Consider the following 17,166-nt stretch of genomic DNA (forward strand, 5'->3'; position numbering starts at 1 on the left):
GCCGATCCTGCAAGTTCGGCTGGACTTTTTTTGCGCCTTGGCCTGGATTCGGGCCTTGTTTTTGCCTTCATCGTTAGATAAGGCAAAGACTGGCTGCTATGTTTTTATTTTTCTCTGCCCGGGATTTCGGGGGCCGCGCCCTGGTGACGCCGGTACATGGCTGGAGAAATGCCCAGGTGCTTGGAAAAACTGCGGCGCAGGGTGTCCGCGTTGGCAAAGCCGCACTGCGCCGCGATCTGCTTGGGCGCGTCATGGCCGGCCTCCAGCAGTTCACGGGCTGCGGACACGCGCATGGTTTCCACCCAGGCGGCTGGCGTCACGCCGACTTCCGCCTGGAACAGCCGCGCGAAATGCCGCGCGCTGAGACCGGCGCGCTCAGCCAGCGCACGCACCGAGAGGTCCTGCGCGGGATGCGCCACGGCCCAGCGCTGTATTTCCTGCAGCGCAGAGCGGCCAGCCGGTCCCGCATGGCCCTTGCGGCTGAACTGCAGCTGGCCGCCGGGACGCTTGAAGAACATCACCAGCTGCGAAGCCACGCGGGCCGCCACTTCGCGCCCGCAGTCCTCCTCCACCAGCGAAAGGGCCAAGTCCAGGCCTGCCGTGACCCCGGCCGAGGTGCGCAGCTTGCCATCGCGCACATGCAGCGCGTCGTCCAGCACGGTGGTACGTGGATGGGCGTGCCTGAGCGTGTCGGCCACGGCCCAGTGCGTGGTCACCCGCCGGCCGTCGAGCAGGCCGGCGGCCGCCAGGAACAGCGCGCCCGAGCACACCGATCCGAAGCGCCTGGACTGCCTGGCCATGGTGCGCAGCCATTGCAGCGTGGGCTCGCCCAGCAGCATGTCCATGGCATGGGGGGCACCTGCGACCAGCAGCGTGTCCAGCCGGGGTAGCGCATCTCCCATGGCCCAGTCGGGCACCAGACGCACGCCCGACGAGCTGTGGATGGGCGCATGGTCGCGGCCCACCACCTTCAGCGCATAGAAGGGGCGGCCCAGTTCTGCGTTGGCCTGCGCGAACACGTCCAGCGGCCCCGAGACATCCAGCAGCTGGACGCCTTGCAGCGCAAGGATCGCAATCGTTCTTGTCATGGAAAAGCCCCGGTGTCCGCATCGCGCGTGAAATGGCAGAAATCGACGGTATGCGTCGATTGATGACGTGGCAGTGTATCCCCAGAATCGAATCGAGCACTTTGAAAGGAGCCACCCATGCGTCTCGATATCGACGGAATCCGCATCCCCGACAGCCGGCTTGCGCGCGAGGTCACGGAACTGGTCCGTGACACGGCATCGCCGCTGCTGTTCCACCATTCCAGCCGCGTCTACTACTTCGGCGCCCTCGCGGGCGCCAGGCGTGGCCTGGCGTTCGACCCCGAGCTGCTGTACTGCGGCTGCATGTTCCACGACATGGGCCTCACGCACCGGCACAGCAGCGATTGCTGCCGCTTCGAGGTGGATGGCGCCAACGCAGCCCGCGAATTTCTGCGGGGCCACGGAATCGCCGCGCAGGACATCGATCTGGTCTGGACGGCCATTGCCCTGCACACGACGCCCGGCATTCCCGAGTTCATGCATCCCGTCATCGCCCTGGTGACGGCCGGGGTGGAGATGGATGTGCTGGGGCTGACCTACGGCGACTACGCCGATGCCCAGCGCGAGGCCATCGTGCAGGCCCATCCGCGCGGTCCGCGCTTCAAGGAGGAGATCATCCAGGCCTTCTACGACGGCATCCGGCACAAGCCCCAGACCACCTTCGGCAACGTGAAGGCCGATGTGCTGGCGGACAAGGAGCCGGCTTTCAGGCCGATGAACTTCTGCAGCGTGATCCGCCATTCGGCCTGGCCCGGCTGAGCAGGCGCATGCCCCGCGTCACAAGCCATCGAGATCTGCGGCCTGGTCCAGCGTCCACAGCCGCTCGGTCACCTGCCGCAGCCGGTCCGCGCCCAGCACGGGTCCGGCCAGCTCGGCCAGCTTGGCCTGCAGATCGGCGTCGCTGAGCGGCATGTCGGGATCGCCCTTGCGCGTGGGCTGCAGCCAGGAATGCACACTGCCGTCGCGCAGGGTGATGCGGACCTGCGCGGCGCGTTGCGCCGGGAACTGGTGGTCCAGCTCGGGGTGCCGTTCCAGCGTGATGCGCTGCATCAGCGCGCGGGTCTGTGCATCGCCAAGATGAGCCTCGTCGAAGGCCGCCAGCCGCACGCTGCCCCGGCGCAGCGCATGGGCCACCACGTAGGGAATGCTGAAGCGTGCCTCGGCGGCCGTGCGTGGTGCGCGGTTGCCGGCCACGGTGAGGGCCGGGCCATAGGTGGCAACCTGCAGCTGTGCGATATCGTCGGCAGCGAAGCCATGCACCTGCTGCAGATGCAGGGCGCCGTCGATGGGCGCGAAGGTGTGGCCGCAGCAGGCGTGGTTCTTGAACGTCATGGCAGCGGTGTTGAAGACCTGGCCCAGGTCCGCCAGCACGGGCTGCCAATCAGGCGCATCGCTCATGGCCGTGCCCAGGCCCATGGCGCCTTCGAAGACATCGAGCGATCCCGTCACGCCCTGGTCGGCCATCAGTGCTGCGGCGACGCCGGCCTCGGCCGCGCGCCCGGCGTGCAGAGGTTTGGACATGGAGTCCATCTGGAAGGCCTGCTGCAGTCCTGCCGCAAAGGTGGCCGCCGTGCACAGCGCATGCGTGAAGCGCTGCGCATCCAGCCCCAGCAGGCAGGCCGCCGCCGCAGCAGCGCCAAAGCTGCCCACCGTGCCCGTGTTGTGCCAGTAGCGGTAGTGCGCACGTCCCAGTACCTGGCCTATGCGGGTGGAGATCTCGTAGCCCGCAATCACGGCCTGCAGCAATTGCAGGCCGCTGGCCCTTTGCTGCTGCGCCACCGCCAGGGCCGCCGAGATGGTGGGTGCGCCCGGGTGGTAGATGGCGTGCTTGAAGATGTCGTCCACCTCGGCTGCATGCGAGGCCGTACCGTTGATCAGCGCCGCCGCCCGGGCGGTGGCGCGCCGGCCCAGGGCCAGCCGTGCGCCGCCCCGGTCCAGGTCTTCGGCCATGGCGCGTTCCAGCCGGGGCGTGGGGTCCATGCCGTAGCCGGCGATCAGCGCGGCATACCAGTCCACCACGGCGCGTCGGGCATGGTGGAGAACGCTGGCCTCGACAGGCGCTTGCTGGAATCGGGCGCCGAACTGGCCCAGGGTTTCGCTGACATACATGGCGTGGATTTGTTGGGAGTGAGGGTGGCGGGCGGGGCCGGGTGGGGCTGGGTGGTGCAACGATGCAGGCTTTCACGATAGCGGTGCGCCGGCGCGATAGACATATCCTTTTGTCATGTCTTGAGGCGTGATTGGAAGAACTTGAGCGGCGGGCTGGAGCCAATGATCCAGGCCATCGTCAACCCGCTTTCCGATCACCATGGATTTCACCCTTTCCGAAGAACACCAGGCTTTCGCCGACAGCGTGGCCCGGTTCGCCCAGGACAAGCTGGCGGCCGGCGCACTGGAGCGTGCGCATTCCCCGCATTACCCCTGGGAGACTGCGAGCCTGCTGGCCGAGCAGGGCTTGCTGGGCATTGCCTTTCCCGAGGCCGACGGCGGGCAGGGCGGCTCGCTCATGCATGCCGTGCTTGCCATCGAGCAGGTGGCCCTGGTCTGCCCCAAGAGCGCCGACATCGTGCAGGCCGGCAACTTCGGCCCCATACGCACCTTCGTGGAGTACGCGGACGCCGCGCAGAAGGCGCGCTTCCTGCCGGATCTGCTGGCTGGAAAAAAGCTCATTTCTCTGGGCATGACCGAGCCCGATGCAGGCTCGGCCGTGACCGAGCTGAGGACCACGGCCACGCTGGAGGGCGATCACTATGTGATCAACGGCAGCAAGGTGTTCTCCACGCACAGCCCCGAAGCCGACCTGTTCCTGGTCTACGTGCGCTTCGGGCCGGGCGTGGACGGCATAGGCTCGGTGCTGGTGGAGCGCGGCACGCCCGGCGTCGAGGTCGGCCAGCCTTCGGCCTTCATGAATGGCGAGCAATGGGCGCAGCTGTATTTCGAGAACTGCCGCATTCCGCGCGAGAACGTGCTGCTGGGCGCGGGTGGATTCAAGAAGCAGATCTCGGGCTTCAACGTGGAGCGCCTGGGCAATGCCTCGCGCGCGCTGGCGCTGGGCCGGCATGCCTTCAACCTGGCGCGCGAGCACGCACGGGTACGCCGCCAGTTCGGACGCGAGCTGTGCGAGTTCCAGGGCCTGCAGTGGAAGTTCGCCGACATGTGGATGAAGCTGGAGCAGGCCCAGCTGCTGCTCTACAAGGCCGCGCTCGAGGGTGAGCATGGCCTGCCCAGCGCGCAAAGCACGGCCATGGCCAAGCTGGCCTGCAATCTGGCGGGCTGGGAGGTGTCCAACGAGGCCATGCAGGTCATGGGGGGCCTGGGCTTCAGCCAGGAGGCCCTGGTGGAGTACTGCGTGCGCCGCACGCGCGGCTGGATGATCGCCGGCGGCTCCATCGAAGTGCTCAGGAACCGCATCGCCGAGGGCGTCTTCGGGCGGACCTTCTCCCAGAAAGCCTCCCAGCCCGCACCCCGGCAGTAAGACCGGCACCACCCGGCACCACTACAAAAGGAGACAAGGAATGCATCGTCGTACATGGATGGCCGCGCTCGCGGCGGCAGCGGCAATGGGCTGCGCAGGCATGGCAGCGGCCTCGGAAAAATATCCGTCGCGGCCCGTGAAGATCATCGTGGGCTTTCAGGCCGGCGGACCCACGGACGTGGTGGCGCGCCTGGTGGCCAAGGCACTGCAGGACGAACTCAAGGGCGCCTTCATCGTGGAGAACAAGCCCGGTGCCACCAGCAACATCGCCTCGGAGACCGTGGCCGTGGCTGCGCCCGACGGCTATACGCTGCTGGTGGCTGCGGCGCCGCTGACCATGAACAGCTTTGTGTTTCCCAGGCAGAAGTTCGACCCGCTCAGGAGCTTCGAGCCCATCTCCAAGATCTCCTCGGCACCCGGCGTGCTGGCGGCCAGCCCCCAACTGCCCGTGCGCAGCTACAAGGAATTCGAGGCGCGGGCGCGGGCCCGGCCCGGTGCGCTCAGCTATGGCACCACGGGCGCGGGCGGCTCCCAGCACATGGCCACGCTGCGGCTGGAGCAGCTGGCCGGCCTGCAGATGCTGCATGTGCCCTATTCGGGCGGCTCCAGCGTGCTCACCGACCTGATAGCGGGCGTGGTCGATGTCGCGTTCATGACATCCACTGGCGCCATGCCCAACCTGGAAGCAGGCAAAGTGCGTCCGCTGGCCGTGGCCGGCCCCGTGCGCCTGCCGGGCCTGCCCGCCGTGCCCACGTTTGCCGAGCTGGGCCTGCCGGGCATGGTCTCCGATTCCTGGAACGGGCTGCTGGCGCCAGCGGGCACGCCCAAACCCATCGTCGACCGGCTGGCCGCCGCGGTGGCCAGGGCCGTGAAGTCCCGCGAGTTCAAGGAGGCCCTGGTCCCGCAGGGCGCGGTGCTGATTGGCAATTCGCCCGCCGAATTCAAGGCGCAGTTGCAGGCCGAGGTGGTCCACTGGTCCGAGCAGTTCAAGAAAGTCAAGATAGAGAAGTAAGCCGAACCATGAACGCCTCCACTTCCATTGCCGCCGCCGCTGTCTCCGGCGCCACGCAGTCCTCCCGCCGGTTCTTGCGCCAGGTCCTGCTGGAGCCTGCAAGCATCGCCCTGGTGGGTGCCTCCGACGACGTCGGCAAGACCGGCGGGCGGCCGCTGCAGTTCCTGCGGCGCGCGGGCTTTGCCGGCACCATCTACCCCATCAATCCACACCGCAGCCAGGTCCAGGGCGAGCCCGCCTGGCCCAGCCTGGCCGCCTTGCCCGAGGTGCCAGACCATGTCTTCGTGCTCTCGCCCACCGGGACCGTACTGGAGACCGTGCGCGAATGCGCGCGGCTGGGAGTGGGCGTGGTCACCATTTTGGCCAGCGGCTTTTCCGAGTCGGGCCCCCAAGGCGCGCAACGCGAGCAGCAGCTGCGGCAGATCGCGCGTTCCACGGGCCTGCGCATCCTGGGGCCCAGCAGCCTGGGCGTGGTCCATCCGCGCAACGGCCTGGTGCTCACGGCCAACGCGGCCTTTGCCGAGCCCGATGTGCCCAGCGGCAAGGTCTTCGTGGCATCGCACAGCGGCAGCATGATCGGCGCCCTGGTCTCGCGCGGCAAGGCGCGCGGCGTGGGGTTCGCGGGCCTGGTCTCTGTGGGCAGCGAGGTGGACCTGAGCGTGGGCGAGATCTGCGCGGCCACGCTGGACGATCCAGGCATAGAAGGCTATGTGCTGTTCCTGGAGAGCCTGCGCCATGGCGATGCGCTGCAGGCCTTTGCGCGCGAGGCCGCGTTGCGCGGCAAGCCCGTCATCGCCTACAAGCTGGGCCGCTCCAGCGCCGCTGCCGAGATGGCAGCCACGCACACGGGCGCGCTGGCGGGCGAGGACGATATCGCCGATGCCTTCCTCAAGGGCCTGGGCGTGGCGCGCGTGGACATGCTGGAGACGCTGTTCGAGGTGTTCCCGCTGGCGCGCAAGCTGCCCCTGGCCGGCGCCAGCCCTGCCTGTGGCCAGCGCGTGGCCGTGGTCACCACCACGGGCGGCGGTGCGGCCATGGTGGTGGACCAGCTGGGCCTGCGCGGCATCACCGTGCAGCCCGTGGCCGGCGAGACGCTGGCCCGCCTCAAGGAGGCCGGCATCCCCGGCAGCGCAGGCCGCGTGCTGGACCTGACCCTGGCCGGCACGCGCTACGAAGTGATGAAGAAGGCGCTGGACATCCTGCTGCAGGCCCCCGAGATCGACATGGTGGTGGCCGTCGTCGGCTCGTCCGCCCGCTATCAGCCGGACCTGGCGGTGCGTCCCATCATGGACAGCGCCGACCATGCCAAGCCCCTGGTGGCCATGCTCGTGCCCGACGCGCCGCAGGCCCTGGCCGCGCTGACCGAGGCACAGATTCCCTGCTTTCGCACGCCGGAGAGCTGCGCCGACGCCATTGCCAGCGTGCTGGCACGGCGCGTTCCGGGTCCGGTGGCCGCTGTCCCTGCGCTGCGGGGCGAGGGTCGTGCGCTCAGCGAGGCCCAGGCCTATGCGCTGTTCGACGCGCTGCAGATGCCGCATGCGCCCTTTGCCTGCCTGCCTTTGCAGGGGCCGGTCGGGGACCTGCCGTTTGACTACCCCGTGGTGGCCAAGCTGTGCTCGCCGGCCATTGCGCACAAGACCGAGGTCGGTGGCGTGGTGCTGGGCGTTGGCACGGCGCAGGAGCTGGACGGTGCCCTTGCCACCCTGCGCTCCAACCTGGCGCGCAATGCGCCGGGCACGGCCTGCGACCAGGCGCTGGTGCAGCCCCTGTGCAAGGGCCTGGCCGAGGTGCTGGTGGGCTACCGCATCGACCCCGATGCAGGCCCCGTCATCATGCTGGCCGCTGGCGGCATCTGGGCCGAGGTGCTGCGCGACCGCAGCATCCGCATGGCCCCCGTGTCCGTGGAAACCGCCCGGGAAATGGTCGCCGAGGTCCGGCTGCTGCAGACCGTCTCCGGCCTGCGCGGCAAGCCCCGGGGTGACCTGGAGGCGCTGGCACATGCCATCGCCGCCCTGTCCCGCCTCGCCCTGCGTCCCGAGCTGGGCGTGCTGGAGGCCGAGGCCAACCCGCTCATGGTCCTGCCCGAAGGGCAGGGCGTGGTGGCCGTCGATGCACTGGTGCTGCAGGCGTGCTGAACCCGCGCCACAGCCTCCTGCAGGCGCTGGACTCCACGGCGCGTCACCATGTGCTTGCCGCCACCTGGGGGGACGAGGGCGTGGACCTGCACTGGCGTGAATGGGGGCAGGGCCGCCCCCTGGTGCTGCTGCACGGCGGCCACGGGTCGTGGATGCACTGGGTGCGCAACATCGAAGCGCTGTCGCGCCAGTTCCGCGTGCTGGTGCCTGATCTGCCGGGCTTCGGTGATTCGCAGGACTTCGCACTGCCCGCCCATGACCCCGCACGCCTGCCGGCCCTGCTGCAATCGCTGGAGCAATGTCTGGACCTGCTGGTACCCGAGCAGGGCGTTCTCCTGGCGGGCTTTTCCTTCGGCGCAGCGATGGCAGCCCAGCTGGCAGCGCGCGTGCAGCGGGTGGAGCGCCTGGTGCTGCTGGGCACGGCCGGCCACGGCGGCAGGCGCCGCGAGATGGCCCCGCTGCTGGACTGGCGCGTGGACGACCTCGCCGCGCGCGAGGCCGCGTGGCGGCAGAACCTGGCGGCCTTCATGCTGTCGGGACCGGAGGCCGTGGATGCGCTGGCCCTGTGCGTGCATGGTCTGTCCTGCGAAGCCACGCGCTTTCGCAGCAAATCCATTTCGCGCGGCAGCGCGCTGCAGGCATTGCTGCAGGACTACCGGCGCCCCGTGCTGCTGGTCTGGGGCGAGGCCGACGTCACGGCCGAGCCCATGGAGGCCGCCGAATCCCTGGCGCAGGGACGCGCCGAGCGCGACTGGACCATCGTGCCGCGTGCCGGCCACTGGGTGCAGTACGAATGCGCACCGGAGGTGAACCTGCTCATGGCCCGCTGGCTGCAGGCGCAATCCTAGAATCCGCGCATGCATGGAAGAATCCCGCCGCTCAACCCCCTGAAGGTCTTCGAAGTGGTGGCGCGCACCCGCAATCTCACCCAGGCGGCGCGCGAGCTGCACATCAGCCAGTCCGCCGTGAGCAAGCAGCTGAACGTGCTGCAGACCTATCTGGGCGTGGAACTGTTCCGGCGCGAGCGCCACGGCATCAGCCTGACCCTGGCCGGCCAGCGCTATGGCGAGGCCGTGGCCCCTGCCTTCGAGGGCATTGGCCGCGCCACGGACGAGATCATGCGCAGCGGCTCCGACAACACGCTGCGCCTGCAGACCTACACCACCTTCGCCGCCAAGTGGCTGATTCCGCGGCTGCAGGACTTCAACGCCCGCCATGGCGACATCGCCGTGGTCATCACCAACTCGGTCAAGGACGTGGACTTCGATCGCGACCATGTGGACCTGGCCATACAGATGGGCCATGGCGCCTGGCAGGGCGTGGACACTGAATTCCTGTTCGAGGACGTGATCGAGCCCGTGTGCAGCCCCGCCTTCCTGCATGCCAATGCCCCCGAGATCGCCTATCCCCAGGCCCTGCTGCGCAAGCGGCTGCTGGTCTCGCACTACCGCAAGGCCGACTGGCAGACCTGGGCCCGGCTGTGCCGTTACGAGGACGAGATCGACGGCGTGGAGACCATGCGTTTCAGCAGCTCGGTGCTGACCTGGCAGGCCGCCGCCGATGGCCTGGGTATCGCCATTGGCCAGACCGCGCTGCTGGTCGACGACATCAACGGCGGCCGCTTGGTCGCGCCCTTCGGACTGCCTGTGCGCACCGGCGCCTCCTACTACCTGGTCACGCCCAGGCTGCAGCGCCAGTCGAGGAAGGTGCAACTGTTCAGCGACTGGCTCAAGGAGCAGATCTAGGCCGTGCACAGGCCACCGGCCTGGGCTGGCGCGTCCCCGCCAGCGCCAGGCCCGCGAACAGCATCAGCATCAGGCCGTAGGCATAGGTGACCGGCAACAGGCCGAAGCGCGCGGCGGCCATGCCCGCCGCGATGGCCGGCACGCTGAACGCCAGGTAGCTGGCGATGTAGATGGCCGAGATCAGGGCGCCGCGCTCGTGCGGCTCGGCCAGCGGGATCACGCTGCGCAGCGCGCCCTGGAAGCCCACGCCGAAGCCCGCGCCCGCCACCACCGAGGCGCCCAGCACCAGGGGCAGGCTTTGCAGATGGGCGCCGACCAGCAGCAGGGCCACCCCGGCCAGCAGTCCGCTGCCGCCGAACTGCAGCATGGCGCGCGGCGCGCGGCTGCGCAGCGTCCAGATGGCGGCGGCGGCGCTCAGCGTGTTGATGCACACGGCAAAGCTGGCGGCGACCTCCGAGCCCGTGACCGAGCGGATCATCGAAGGGCCCAGCGACAGGTAAAAGCCCCCCAGCGCCCACACCGTGATGCTCATGGGCAGCACGCGCATGAAGTCGGGCCGGGCCTGGCCCGGAATCCGCACGCGCGGGCGCATGGCGGCCAGTGCGCCGGGGCGGCGCGCGCCCGTCTCGGGCAGCACGGCCATGGCGGCGGCCACGGCCACGAAGATCAGCGCCATGAGCCAGAACACCAGGCCCAGCTGCTGGCGCCACAGCTGCGCGAACTCGCCCGCCACGACAATGCCCGCCGCCATGCCGACCATGGGCGCCATGGTGCTCACCAGCGTGCCGCGCTCGCGGTGCAGGTCCAGCAGCGCCGCGCCCATGGCCGCACTGGCCATGCCGGTGGCAAAGCCCTGCAGCACGCGCGCCAGCACCAGGGCCTGCACGTCGCCCGCGAGGGCGAACACCGCCAGCGAGACGATCTCCAGCACCAGCGCCGCCAGGATCACGGGCTTGCGGCCCAGGTGGTCCGACAGCGCGCCCGTGGTGAGCAGGGCCAGCAGCAGGCTCAGCGCATAGACCGCGAAGACCAGGGTCAGCATGCCGGAGGAAAAGCCCCAGTCCTGCTGGTAGAGCCGGTACAGCGGCGTGGGCGCGCTGGAGGCGGCGAAGAAGCTGCCCAGGCCGAAGGCCAGGACGGCCAGGCTGCGGCCGGGCCGGGCAGCGGGAGTGGAGTTGGATGGTTGCAGTACCGACATGGTTAAGAGCCCTGCTGCACAATTAATGCAAAGTTTTTGCGTTAGCGAATTCTGCGCTTGTGCGCTGCTAACGCAAATTTTTAGCTTTAATAACCATGAGCACGCAAGTCCCATCCCTTTCCAAAACAGGCGGTCCCGCCCGTCCCGGCGGACGCAGCGCGCGCATCCAGGCCACGGTCTACCAGACCGTCAAGGGCCTGTTGGAAACCATGCCGCGCGAGGAATTGAGCTTTCCGCTCATCGCCGCCCAGGCGGGCGTGACGCCGTCCACCCTCTACCGGCGCTGGGGCGACATACAGCAGTTGCTGGCCGATGTGGCCGTGGAAATCATCCGGCCCACGGCGCCGCCGCTGGACACGGGCACGCTGGAGGGCGACCTGCTGGCCTGGGCCGAGCAGTTCCTGGAGGAGTCGGCCTCGCCGCTGGGACGCACCATGCTGCGCGACATGGCCGCCGCAGCAGGCAACGAGCACACGCCCTGCGCCTGCGTGGAAATCCTGCGCGGGCAACTGGCGCAGATCGGCGAGCGCGCAGCGCGGCGTGGCGAGGCGATGCCCGCTGCGGACACCCTGATCGACGCGCTGGCCGCGCCCATCGTCTACCGCGTGCTGTTCGATCTGCCGCCGTCCCTGGAACACGTGCAGGCACGGGTGCGGGGCCTGCTGCAGGCTGAAACGGCCTAGCCCTTCAGCGCCCGCGCCAGCACCTCGAAGATCCGCGCATCCGAGCACTGCGCCACATTGAAGCGCAGGAAGTCGCCTGCGCTCTGCGACTGGCTGAAGGCATTGCCGGGCGCCAGCACCACGCCATCCTCCAGGCAGGTGCGTGCAAGCGCCGTGGCATCCATGCCCCCGGGCAACTGGCACCACAGGAACATGCCGGCCTGCGGCACCAGCCAGGGCTTCATGCCCAGGGCCTGCAGCCGCGCGGCCGTGCGTTCCATCTCCTGCGCCAGCCGCAGCCGCACGGACTCCATGTGCCTGCGGTAGCCGCTGTCGGTCAGCGTGCGCAGCACGATGTCGGCGGCCATGCGCCCGCCGCCGAAGTTGGTGGCGATCTTCAGGTCCGCCAGGTCCTGCGTCCAGTCGGGCCGCGCCGCGATGAAGCCGCAGCGCAGCGAGGCCGACACCGTCTTGGAGAAGCTGCCGATCTGGATCACGCGCGACAGGCCGTCGAAGGCCGCCAGCCGGGGCGCCGCATGGGTCTCCAGGTCGCAGAAGATGTCGTCCTCCACGATCACCAGGTCCGAGCTGTCGGCCAGCTTCAGGATGCGGTGCGCCACCAGTGGCGACAGCGTGGCGCCCGTCGGGTTGTGGATGGCCGAATTGGTGATGTACAGGCGTGGCGAATGTGCCTGCAGCGCGTCGGCGAACCGGGCCACGTCGGGCCCCTGCGGCGTGTAGGGCACGCTCACGGCCTGCACGCGGTGCGCCTTGAGCAGCGCATGGAAATTGAAATAGCAGGGGTCGTCGATCAGCACCGTATCGCCGGGCTCCAGCAGGAAACGGCAGACCAGGTCGATGGAGTGCGTGCCCGACTCCGTCAGCAGGATCTGCTCGGGCGAGGTCTCCAGCCCCATGGCGGCCATGCGCCGCGCCAGCAGGCGGCGCAGTGCCGGGTGGCCCAGCGGCGTTGCGTACTCCGTCAGCTCCAGCGTGCCCGAGCGCGCCAGGGAGCGCAGCGCGCGGCGCACGCCTTCCTCGTACAGCCATGAAGGAGGCAGCCAGCCGCAGCCCGGCTTGAGCGCGTGGGCATCTGCCTGCAGCGACTGGCGGGCCAGCCACAGGGGGTCGACCTCCCTGTCCACGCGCGGCCCGATACCGCCCAGCGCCAGCGGTGCCACCGGCCCCGCCACATAAAAGCCCGAGCCCGGGCGCGAGACGATCACCCCCTCGGCCGCCAGCCGCTCATAGGCCTCCACCACCGTGGACACCGACACCTGCATGGCCTGCGCCTGCGCGCGCACCGAGGGCAGGCGCGTGCCGGGCAGGTAGGTGCGCGCGGCGATGCGCGACTGGATCTCTTCCATCACCGCCTGGATGCGTGTGCCGCTGCGCATGGCTGCTCTTTCTTCTGTAGTGGTTTTGTGTGCATAACAGTTCTTTTGAATTGTATTGGACTGTCTATGGAAGATCCGGCCGTGCAATGGCCCACTTCCCGCTGCAAACCAAGGAGTTTTTTGATGGACAAGACAAGCAGCGGGTGGATCAACGGATTCATCGGCGTGGCGATCTTTGCGGGATCGCTGCCGGCCACCCGCGTGGCGGTCGCCGACCTGGACCCCACCTTCCTGACCTGTGCGCGCGCCAGCATCGCGGCATTGCTGGCCCTGGCCATGCTGCTGGCGCTGCGCCAGCCCCGGCCCGCGCGCGCCGACATGCCTTCGCTGGCGCTGAGCGCGCTGGGCGGCGTGGTGGGCTTTCCGCTGCTGACCGCGCTGGCGCTGCAGTACGTCACCTCGGCGCATTCCATCGTCTTCGTGGGCCTGCTGCCCCTGTCCACAGCGGTGTTTGCCGTGCTGCGCGGCGGCGAGCGCCCGCGCCCGGCGTTCTGGCTGTTCTCGCTGGCGGGCGCGGCCTTCGTGGCCGGCTATGCGGCCGTGGGCGGGGCCGGGGGCTCGCTGCGCGGCGACCTGCTGATGCTGGCCGCCATCATCGTCTGCGGCCTGGGCTATGCCGAGGGCGCGCGCCTGTCGCGCACGCTGGGCGGCTGGCAGGTCATCAGCTGGTCGCTGGTGCTGGCCCTGCCCGTCATGCTGCCGGCCGCCCTGCTCAGCATGCCGGCATCGCTGGCCGATGTGGGCCGGCCCGCATGGCTGGGCCTGGCCTATGTCTCGCTGTTCAGCATGCTCATCGGCTTTGTGTTCTGGTACCGGGGCCTGGCCCAGGGCGGCATTGCGGCCGTGGGCCAGATCCAGCTGCTGCAGCCCTTCATGGGCCTGGGCCTGGCGGCCCTGCTGCTGCACGAGCAGGTGAGCTGGGGCATGGTGCTGGTCACCATGGCGGCCGTGGTCTGCGTGGCCGGGGCCAAGAAGTACGCGCGCTGAGCCCGTCCGGCGTGGTGCGGGGCGTGGTGCGGGGGGAGCGATGCAGGGCGGTCAGCGCCCGGCCTCGCGCATCACCTGCTGCGCGAACTCTGTGGCCGAACCCTCGAACGGCTGGTTGCTGGCCGCCTCCAGCCGGCTGCGGATGGCCGGCGCGCGCAGCGCCTGGGCCACCGCAGCATTGATGCGCTGGGCCAGCTCTGGCGCCATCTGCGGCGGCGCGAACAGGCCGAACAGCGAATCCAGATTGGCCTGCGCATGGCCCAGCTGCGCCAGCGTGGGCACATCGGGCAGGGCCGCCAGCCGCTGCGGCGCACCCACGGCCAGGGCCTTGAGGCGGCCCGCGCGCAGCGCCTGCAGCTGCAGCGGCGCCACATTGGTGGACAGCAGCTCGAAATGCCCGGCCAGCGCATCGTTGAGCTGCTGGCCCCCGCCCTTGTAGGGCACATGCACGATGGGAATGCGCGTGGCCTGCTCTATGCGCTGCAGTACGGCGTGGCCCGTCGTGCCCTCGCCCGTGGTGGCCCAGCGTATGCCGCCGGGCATGCCGCGCGCCTCGGCCAGCATGCCTTCGAAATCTGCAGCCTTCAGCGCCGATGTTCCCACCAGCAGCATGGGCGTGCGCATCACGCCGGCCACGGGCGTCACGGAGGCTGAGGCCAGGCCCACGGCGGTGGCGGCGGCAAAGACCAGGGTGCGGCCGTCGGGCGCGCTGCGCGCCAGCAGCTCCAGCGCCACGGTGCCGCTGGTGCCGGGGCGGTTGTCCACGATCACGGCCGTGCCCCATTGCTGCGCCAGTTGCTCGGCCAGGGCGCGGGCCACCATGTCGCTGACACCGCCTGCGGGGTAGGCCACCACAATCCGCACGCTGGCGCCCGGCCAGGCGGGCCGGGCCGGCAGCGCCTGGGCGGGCCAGGCCAGCGCGCAGGCACCCGCCGCCAGCAGGGCGCGCCGGCCGGTATCGGTGCCTTGCGGTGCCCGCATGCCTCAGCCGCCCGGCGCCTGGTGACGCTGCGCCAGCTCGCGCGCCAGGGCGATGAAGGTGGCCGCGGGTCCTGCGCCGCCGGTTTCCGTGCCGGCCTCGCGGTGCACCAGGGTGAGCGGGGCGCTCAGCCGCACTGCGGGCTCGAAGGCGCGGTAGACCACCGCCTCGGGATGGGCGCCGCGCACCGAGGCCGGCACGATGGACAGGCCCACGCCCGCCGCCACCAGGTTCACATTGGTCATCATGCGTTCCACCTCGGCGGCCACCTCCACCTGTACCTTGTGGCGGGCGCACAGCGCCAGCAGGTTCGCGTACAGCCCCGGCGCGCCCGTGCGCCGCACAAGGATCAGGCGTTCGCCATCGAGCTGCCTGAGCGCCACGGGCCGCGATGCATCGCGCGCCAGCCTATGGTCCACGGGAATGGCCAGCAGCGCGGGCTCCTGCAGCAGCGTCTCGAACACCAGGCCTTCGGGCCGGGCCACCGGCACGCGCAGAAAGCCGCAGTGCATGCGCCCGGCCTGCACGGCCTCGGTGATCTCGGCGGCATTGTTCTCGCTCACATCCAGCGCAATGTCGGGATGGCGGCCACGGCACAGGCGCAGCACCTCGGGCGTGAAGGCATGGGCCGCCGCCGAGCTGGTGAAGCCCACATGGATGCGCCCGCGCTCGCCGCGCGCAAAGGCCTGCATGCGGTCGCGCATGGCGGTGAAGTCGGCCAGCAGCCGCGTGGCCTCGCCCTGCAGCTCCAGGCCCGCGTCGGTCAGGTCCACGCCCTTGGGGTGGCGCCGGAACAGGGCAATGCCCAGCTCCTCCTCCAGCGCGCGGATCTGCTGCGACAGCGGCGGCTGCTGCATGCCCAGCAGCTCGGCCGCGCGCGTGATGTGGCCGGTATCGGCCACGGCCAGGAAGTAACGGAGATGGCGCAGTTCCATATATGTGAAAAGTATCCAGCCGATATCCTAAAAATCTTTGAAATATTGGACAAGCCTCTACAGAATCCGATCCAGTCACCGATGCGACCGCTTGACGCGGCGCGGCAGGTGACTTCCAACAAGAAGCCAAGACAGGAGACAAGACATGCAAGCATCCGCGTATTTCCCCCTGCGCCCCGCCAGCGCCTCGCTGCTGGCCGCGCTCGCCCTGGCCGGCTGCGGCGGCGGCTCGGCCGTGCTGCACGGGCCGGTCACCTCCATCGAGACCGCTCCCAAGAGCACGGCCTGCCCCGCCGAGATTCCTGCGGGCGTCAGCTGCTGGGCCGGGCAGGACTCCAAGGGCGCCTACTACCTGATCGCCAAGCCCGCGCAGTGGAACGGCACCCTGGTGCTGCACGCCCACGGCGGCCCGGACCTGGCCGCGCCCACCGCCGACCGTGCGGCCGAAGACCTGGTGCGCTGGTCCATCATGGTGCGCGCAGGCTATGCCTGGGCCGGCTCCACCTACCGCCAGGGCGGCGTGGAAGTGCGCGCCGCCGCCGAGGACACCGAGCGCCTGCGCGGCATCTTCCGCCAGCATGTGGCCAAGCCACAGCGCACCATCCTGCACGGCCAGTCCTGGGGTGCGGGCGTGGCGGCCAAGGGCGCGGAAATGTTCAACGAGCAGACCGTGGGCGAGCGCCCCTACGACGGCGTGCTGCTGACCAGCGGCGTGCTGGGCGGCGGCACCCATGCCTATGACTTCCGCACCGATCTGCGCGTGGTCTACCAGTACCTGTGCGGCAACCACCCGCGCCCCAATGAGCCGCAGTACGCGCTCAACCTGGGCCTGCCCGCAGATGCCAAGATGCGCCAGGCCGACGTGGCCCTGCGCGTGAACGAATGCCTGGCGCTGGACAAGCCCGCCGCCCAGCGCACGGCCGCGCAGCAGGCGAAGATCGACACCATCACCAAGGTCATCAAGATCCCCGAAAGCGCCATCCAGTCGCACATGAACTGGGGCACCATGCACTTCCAGGACATCTCGGCCAAGCGCACGGGCGGCGCCAGCCCCTTCGGCAACGAGGGTGCGGTCTATGCCGGCTCGGCCGACGATGCCGCGCTCAATGCCGGCGTGCTGCGCTACCGCGCCGACCCTGCGGCCTACCGCAAGTTCGCCGATGACACCGACCCCGTGGGCAGGATTGGCGTGCCGGTCCTCTCGGCCAAGTGGATCAGCGACCCTACGGCCTTCGTGGAGCTGGATGCGCGGTTTCGTGCGGTGATGCAGCAGGGCGGCAGCGGGGACCGGCTGGTGCAGACCTTCACGCGGCAGGGGACGCACAGCTATATCAGCGATGCGACCTATCCCACCTTGATGACTGCGTTGATGCAGTGGGTGGAGGCGGGGGTGAAGCCGACTGCTGCGGGGATTGCTGCTGCTTGTGTGGGGAATGAGGCCAAGTTTGGGGTGGGGTGCAGTTTTGATGCGGCTTATGTGCCGGCTGCGTTGGGGGCTCGGGTGCCTGAGAGGGCGCGGCCTTCTTTGCAGTGAGCTGGTTTTTTCCCTGCAA

General features: G+C 69.5%; 15 protein-coding genes. 9 read left to right on the forward strand and 6 right to left on the reverse strand.

Annotation, left to right across the window (positions count from 1 at the left end; all coding sequences use genetic code 11):
* Positions 1-104: 104 nt before the first annotated feature.
* A complete protein-coding gene (locus DACI_RS09360; RefSeq protein ID WP_012203805.1) occupies positions 105-1,088 on the reverse strand; it encodes a GlxA family transcriptional regulator in 984 nt (327 codons plus the stop codon).
* Positions 1,089-1,205: 117 nt separating this feature from the next.
* On the opposite strand from DACI_RS09360, the gene DACI_RS09365 reads away from it, so the two are divergent.
* The gene (locus DACI_RS09365; RefSeq protein ID WP_012203806.1) at positions 1,206-1,847 is read left to right on the forward strand and encodes an HD domain-containing protein; all 642 of its coding nucleotides are present in this window, start codon (positions 1,206-1,208) and stop codon (positions 1,845-1,847) included.
* 18 nt (positions 1,848-1,865) lie between these two features.
* Here DACI_RS09365 and DACI_RS09370 read toward each other — a convergent pair whose 3' ends face one another.
* Complete coding sequence (locus tag DACI_RS09370) at positions 1,866-3,197, reverse strand: MmgE/PrpD family protein (protein WP_012203807.1); 1,332 nt, start codon at positions 3,195-3,197, stop codon at positions 1,866-1,868.
* A 199-nt stretch (positions 3,198-3,396) separates the two neighbouring features.
* On the opposite strand from DACI_RS09370, the gene DACI_RS09375 reads away from it, so the two are divergent.
* Genes DACI_RS09375 through DACI_RS09395 form a run of 5 tightly spaced genes read left to right on the forward strand, consistent with a single transcriptional unit; the run spans position 3,397 to position 9,455 of the window.
* The gene (locus DACI_RS09375; RefSeq protein ID WP_012203808.1) at positions 3,397-4,563 is read left to right on the forward strand and encodes an acyl-CoA dehydrogenase family protein; all 1,167 of its coding nucleotides are present in this window, start codon (positions 3,397-3,399) and stop codon (positions 4,561-4,563) included.
* A gap of 40 nt (positions 4,564-4,603) precedes the next feature.
* Positions 4,604-5,575 (forward strand): Bug family tripartite tricarboxylate transporter substrate binding protein, encoded by a 972-nt coding sequence (locus tag DACI_RS09380; protein WP_012203809.1) that lies wholly within the window; start codon positions 4,604-4,606, stop codon positions 5,573-5,575.
* An 8-nt stretch (positions 5,576-5,583) separates the two neighbouring features.
* Positions 5,584-7,710, forward strand: a complete 2,127-nt coding sequence (locus DACI_RS09385) for an acetate--CoA ligase family protein (protein ID WP_012203810.1) — start codon at positions 5,584-5,586, stop codon at positions 7,708-7,710.
* Entirely contained in the window at positions 7,704-8,558 is an 855-nt protein-coding gene (locus tag DACI_RS09390; protein ID WP_012203811.1) for an alpha/beta fold hydrolase, read from the forward strand. The genes DACI_RS09385 and DACI_RS09390 overlap by 7 nt, the downstream gene beginning before the upstream one ends.
* 9 nt (positions 8,559-8,567) lie before the next feature.
* A complete protein-coding gene (locus DACI_RS09395) occupies positions 8,568-9,455 on the forward strand; it encodes a LysR substrate-binding domain-containing protein (protein ID WP_012203812.1) in 888 nt (295 codons plus the stop codon).
* On the opposite strand, the gene DACI_RS09400 is transcribed toward DACI_RS09395, so the two are convergent.
* Positions 9,439-10,653: an MFS transporter gene (locus tag DACI_RS09400; protein WP_012203813.1), complete on the reverse strand. Its 1,215-nt coding sequence runs from the start codon at positions 10,651-10,653 to the stop codon at positions 9,439-9,441. The two genes, DACI_RS09395 and DACI_RS09400, sit on opposite strands and share 17 nt — an antisense overlap.
* Before the next feature lie 95 nt (positions 10,654-10,748).
* Here DACI_RS09400 and DACI_RS09405 point away from each other — a divergent pair, with 95 nt between their 5' ends.
* Positions 10,749-11,336 (forward strand): TetR/AcrR family transcriptional regulator, encoded by a 588-nt coding sequence (locus DACI_RS09405; RefSeq protein ID WP_012203814.1) that lies wholly within the window; start codon positions 10,749-10,751, stop codon positions 11,334-11,336.
* On the opposite strand, the gene DACI_RS09410 is transcribed toward DACI_RS09405, so the two are convergent.
* On the reverse strand, positions 11,333-12,712 hold the full coding sequence (locus DACI_RS09410) for an aminotransferase-like domain-containing protein (RefSeq protein ID WP_043781063.1): 1,380 nt from the start codon (positions 12,710-12,712) through the stop codon (positions 11,333-11,335). The genes DACI_RS09405 and DACI_RS09410 overlap by 4 nt on opposite strands.
* 123 nt (positions 12,713-12,835) lie before the next feature.
* Between DACI_RS09410 and DACI_RS09415 the strand changes: the two genes are divergently transcribed.
* Positions 12,836-13,699, forward strand: a complete 864-nt coding sequence (locus DACI_RS09415; RefSeq protein ID WP_012203816.1) for a DMT family transporter — start codon at positions 12,836-12,838, stop codon at positions 13,697-13,699.
* Between the two features lie 51 nt (positions 13,700-13,750).
* On the opposite strand, the gene DACI_RS09420 is transcribed toward DACI_RS09415, so the two are convergent.
* Together DACI_RS09420 and DACI_RS09425 are read right to left on the reverse strand one after the other, a co-directional pair.
* Positions 13,751-14,680, reverse strand: coding sequence for a tripartite tricarboxylate transporter substrate binding protein (locus DACI_RS09420; RefSeq protein WP_012203817.1), 930 nt, complete (start codon positions 14,678-14,680; stop codon positions 13,751-13,753).
* Positions 14,681-14,683: 3 nt separating this feature from the next.
* Complete coding sequence (locus DACI_RS09425) at positions 14,684-15,613, reverse strand: LysR family transcriptional regulator (RefSeq protein ID WP_012203818.1); 930 nt, start codon at positions 15,611-15,613, stop codon at positions 14,684-14,686.
* A 145-nt stretch (positions 15,614-15,758) separates the two neighbouring features.
* Between DACI_RS09425 and DACI_RS09430 the strand changes: the two genes are divergently transcribed.
* Positions 15,759-17,147 (forward strand): hypothetical protein, encoded by a 1,389-nt coding sequence (locus DACI_RS09430; protein ID WP_012203819.1) that lies wholly within the window; start codon positions 15,759-15,761, stop codon positions 17,145-17,147.
* The last annotated feature ends 19 nt before the right edge of the window (positions 17,148-17,166 follow it).

This window comes from Delftia acidovorans SPH-1 (assembly GCF_000018665.1).
In the GTDB taxonomy this organism is placed as follows: Bacteria; Pseudomonadota; Gammaproteobacteria; order Burkholderiales; family Burkholderiaceae_C; genus Comamonas; species Comamonas acidovorans.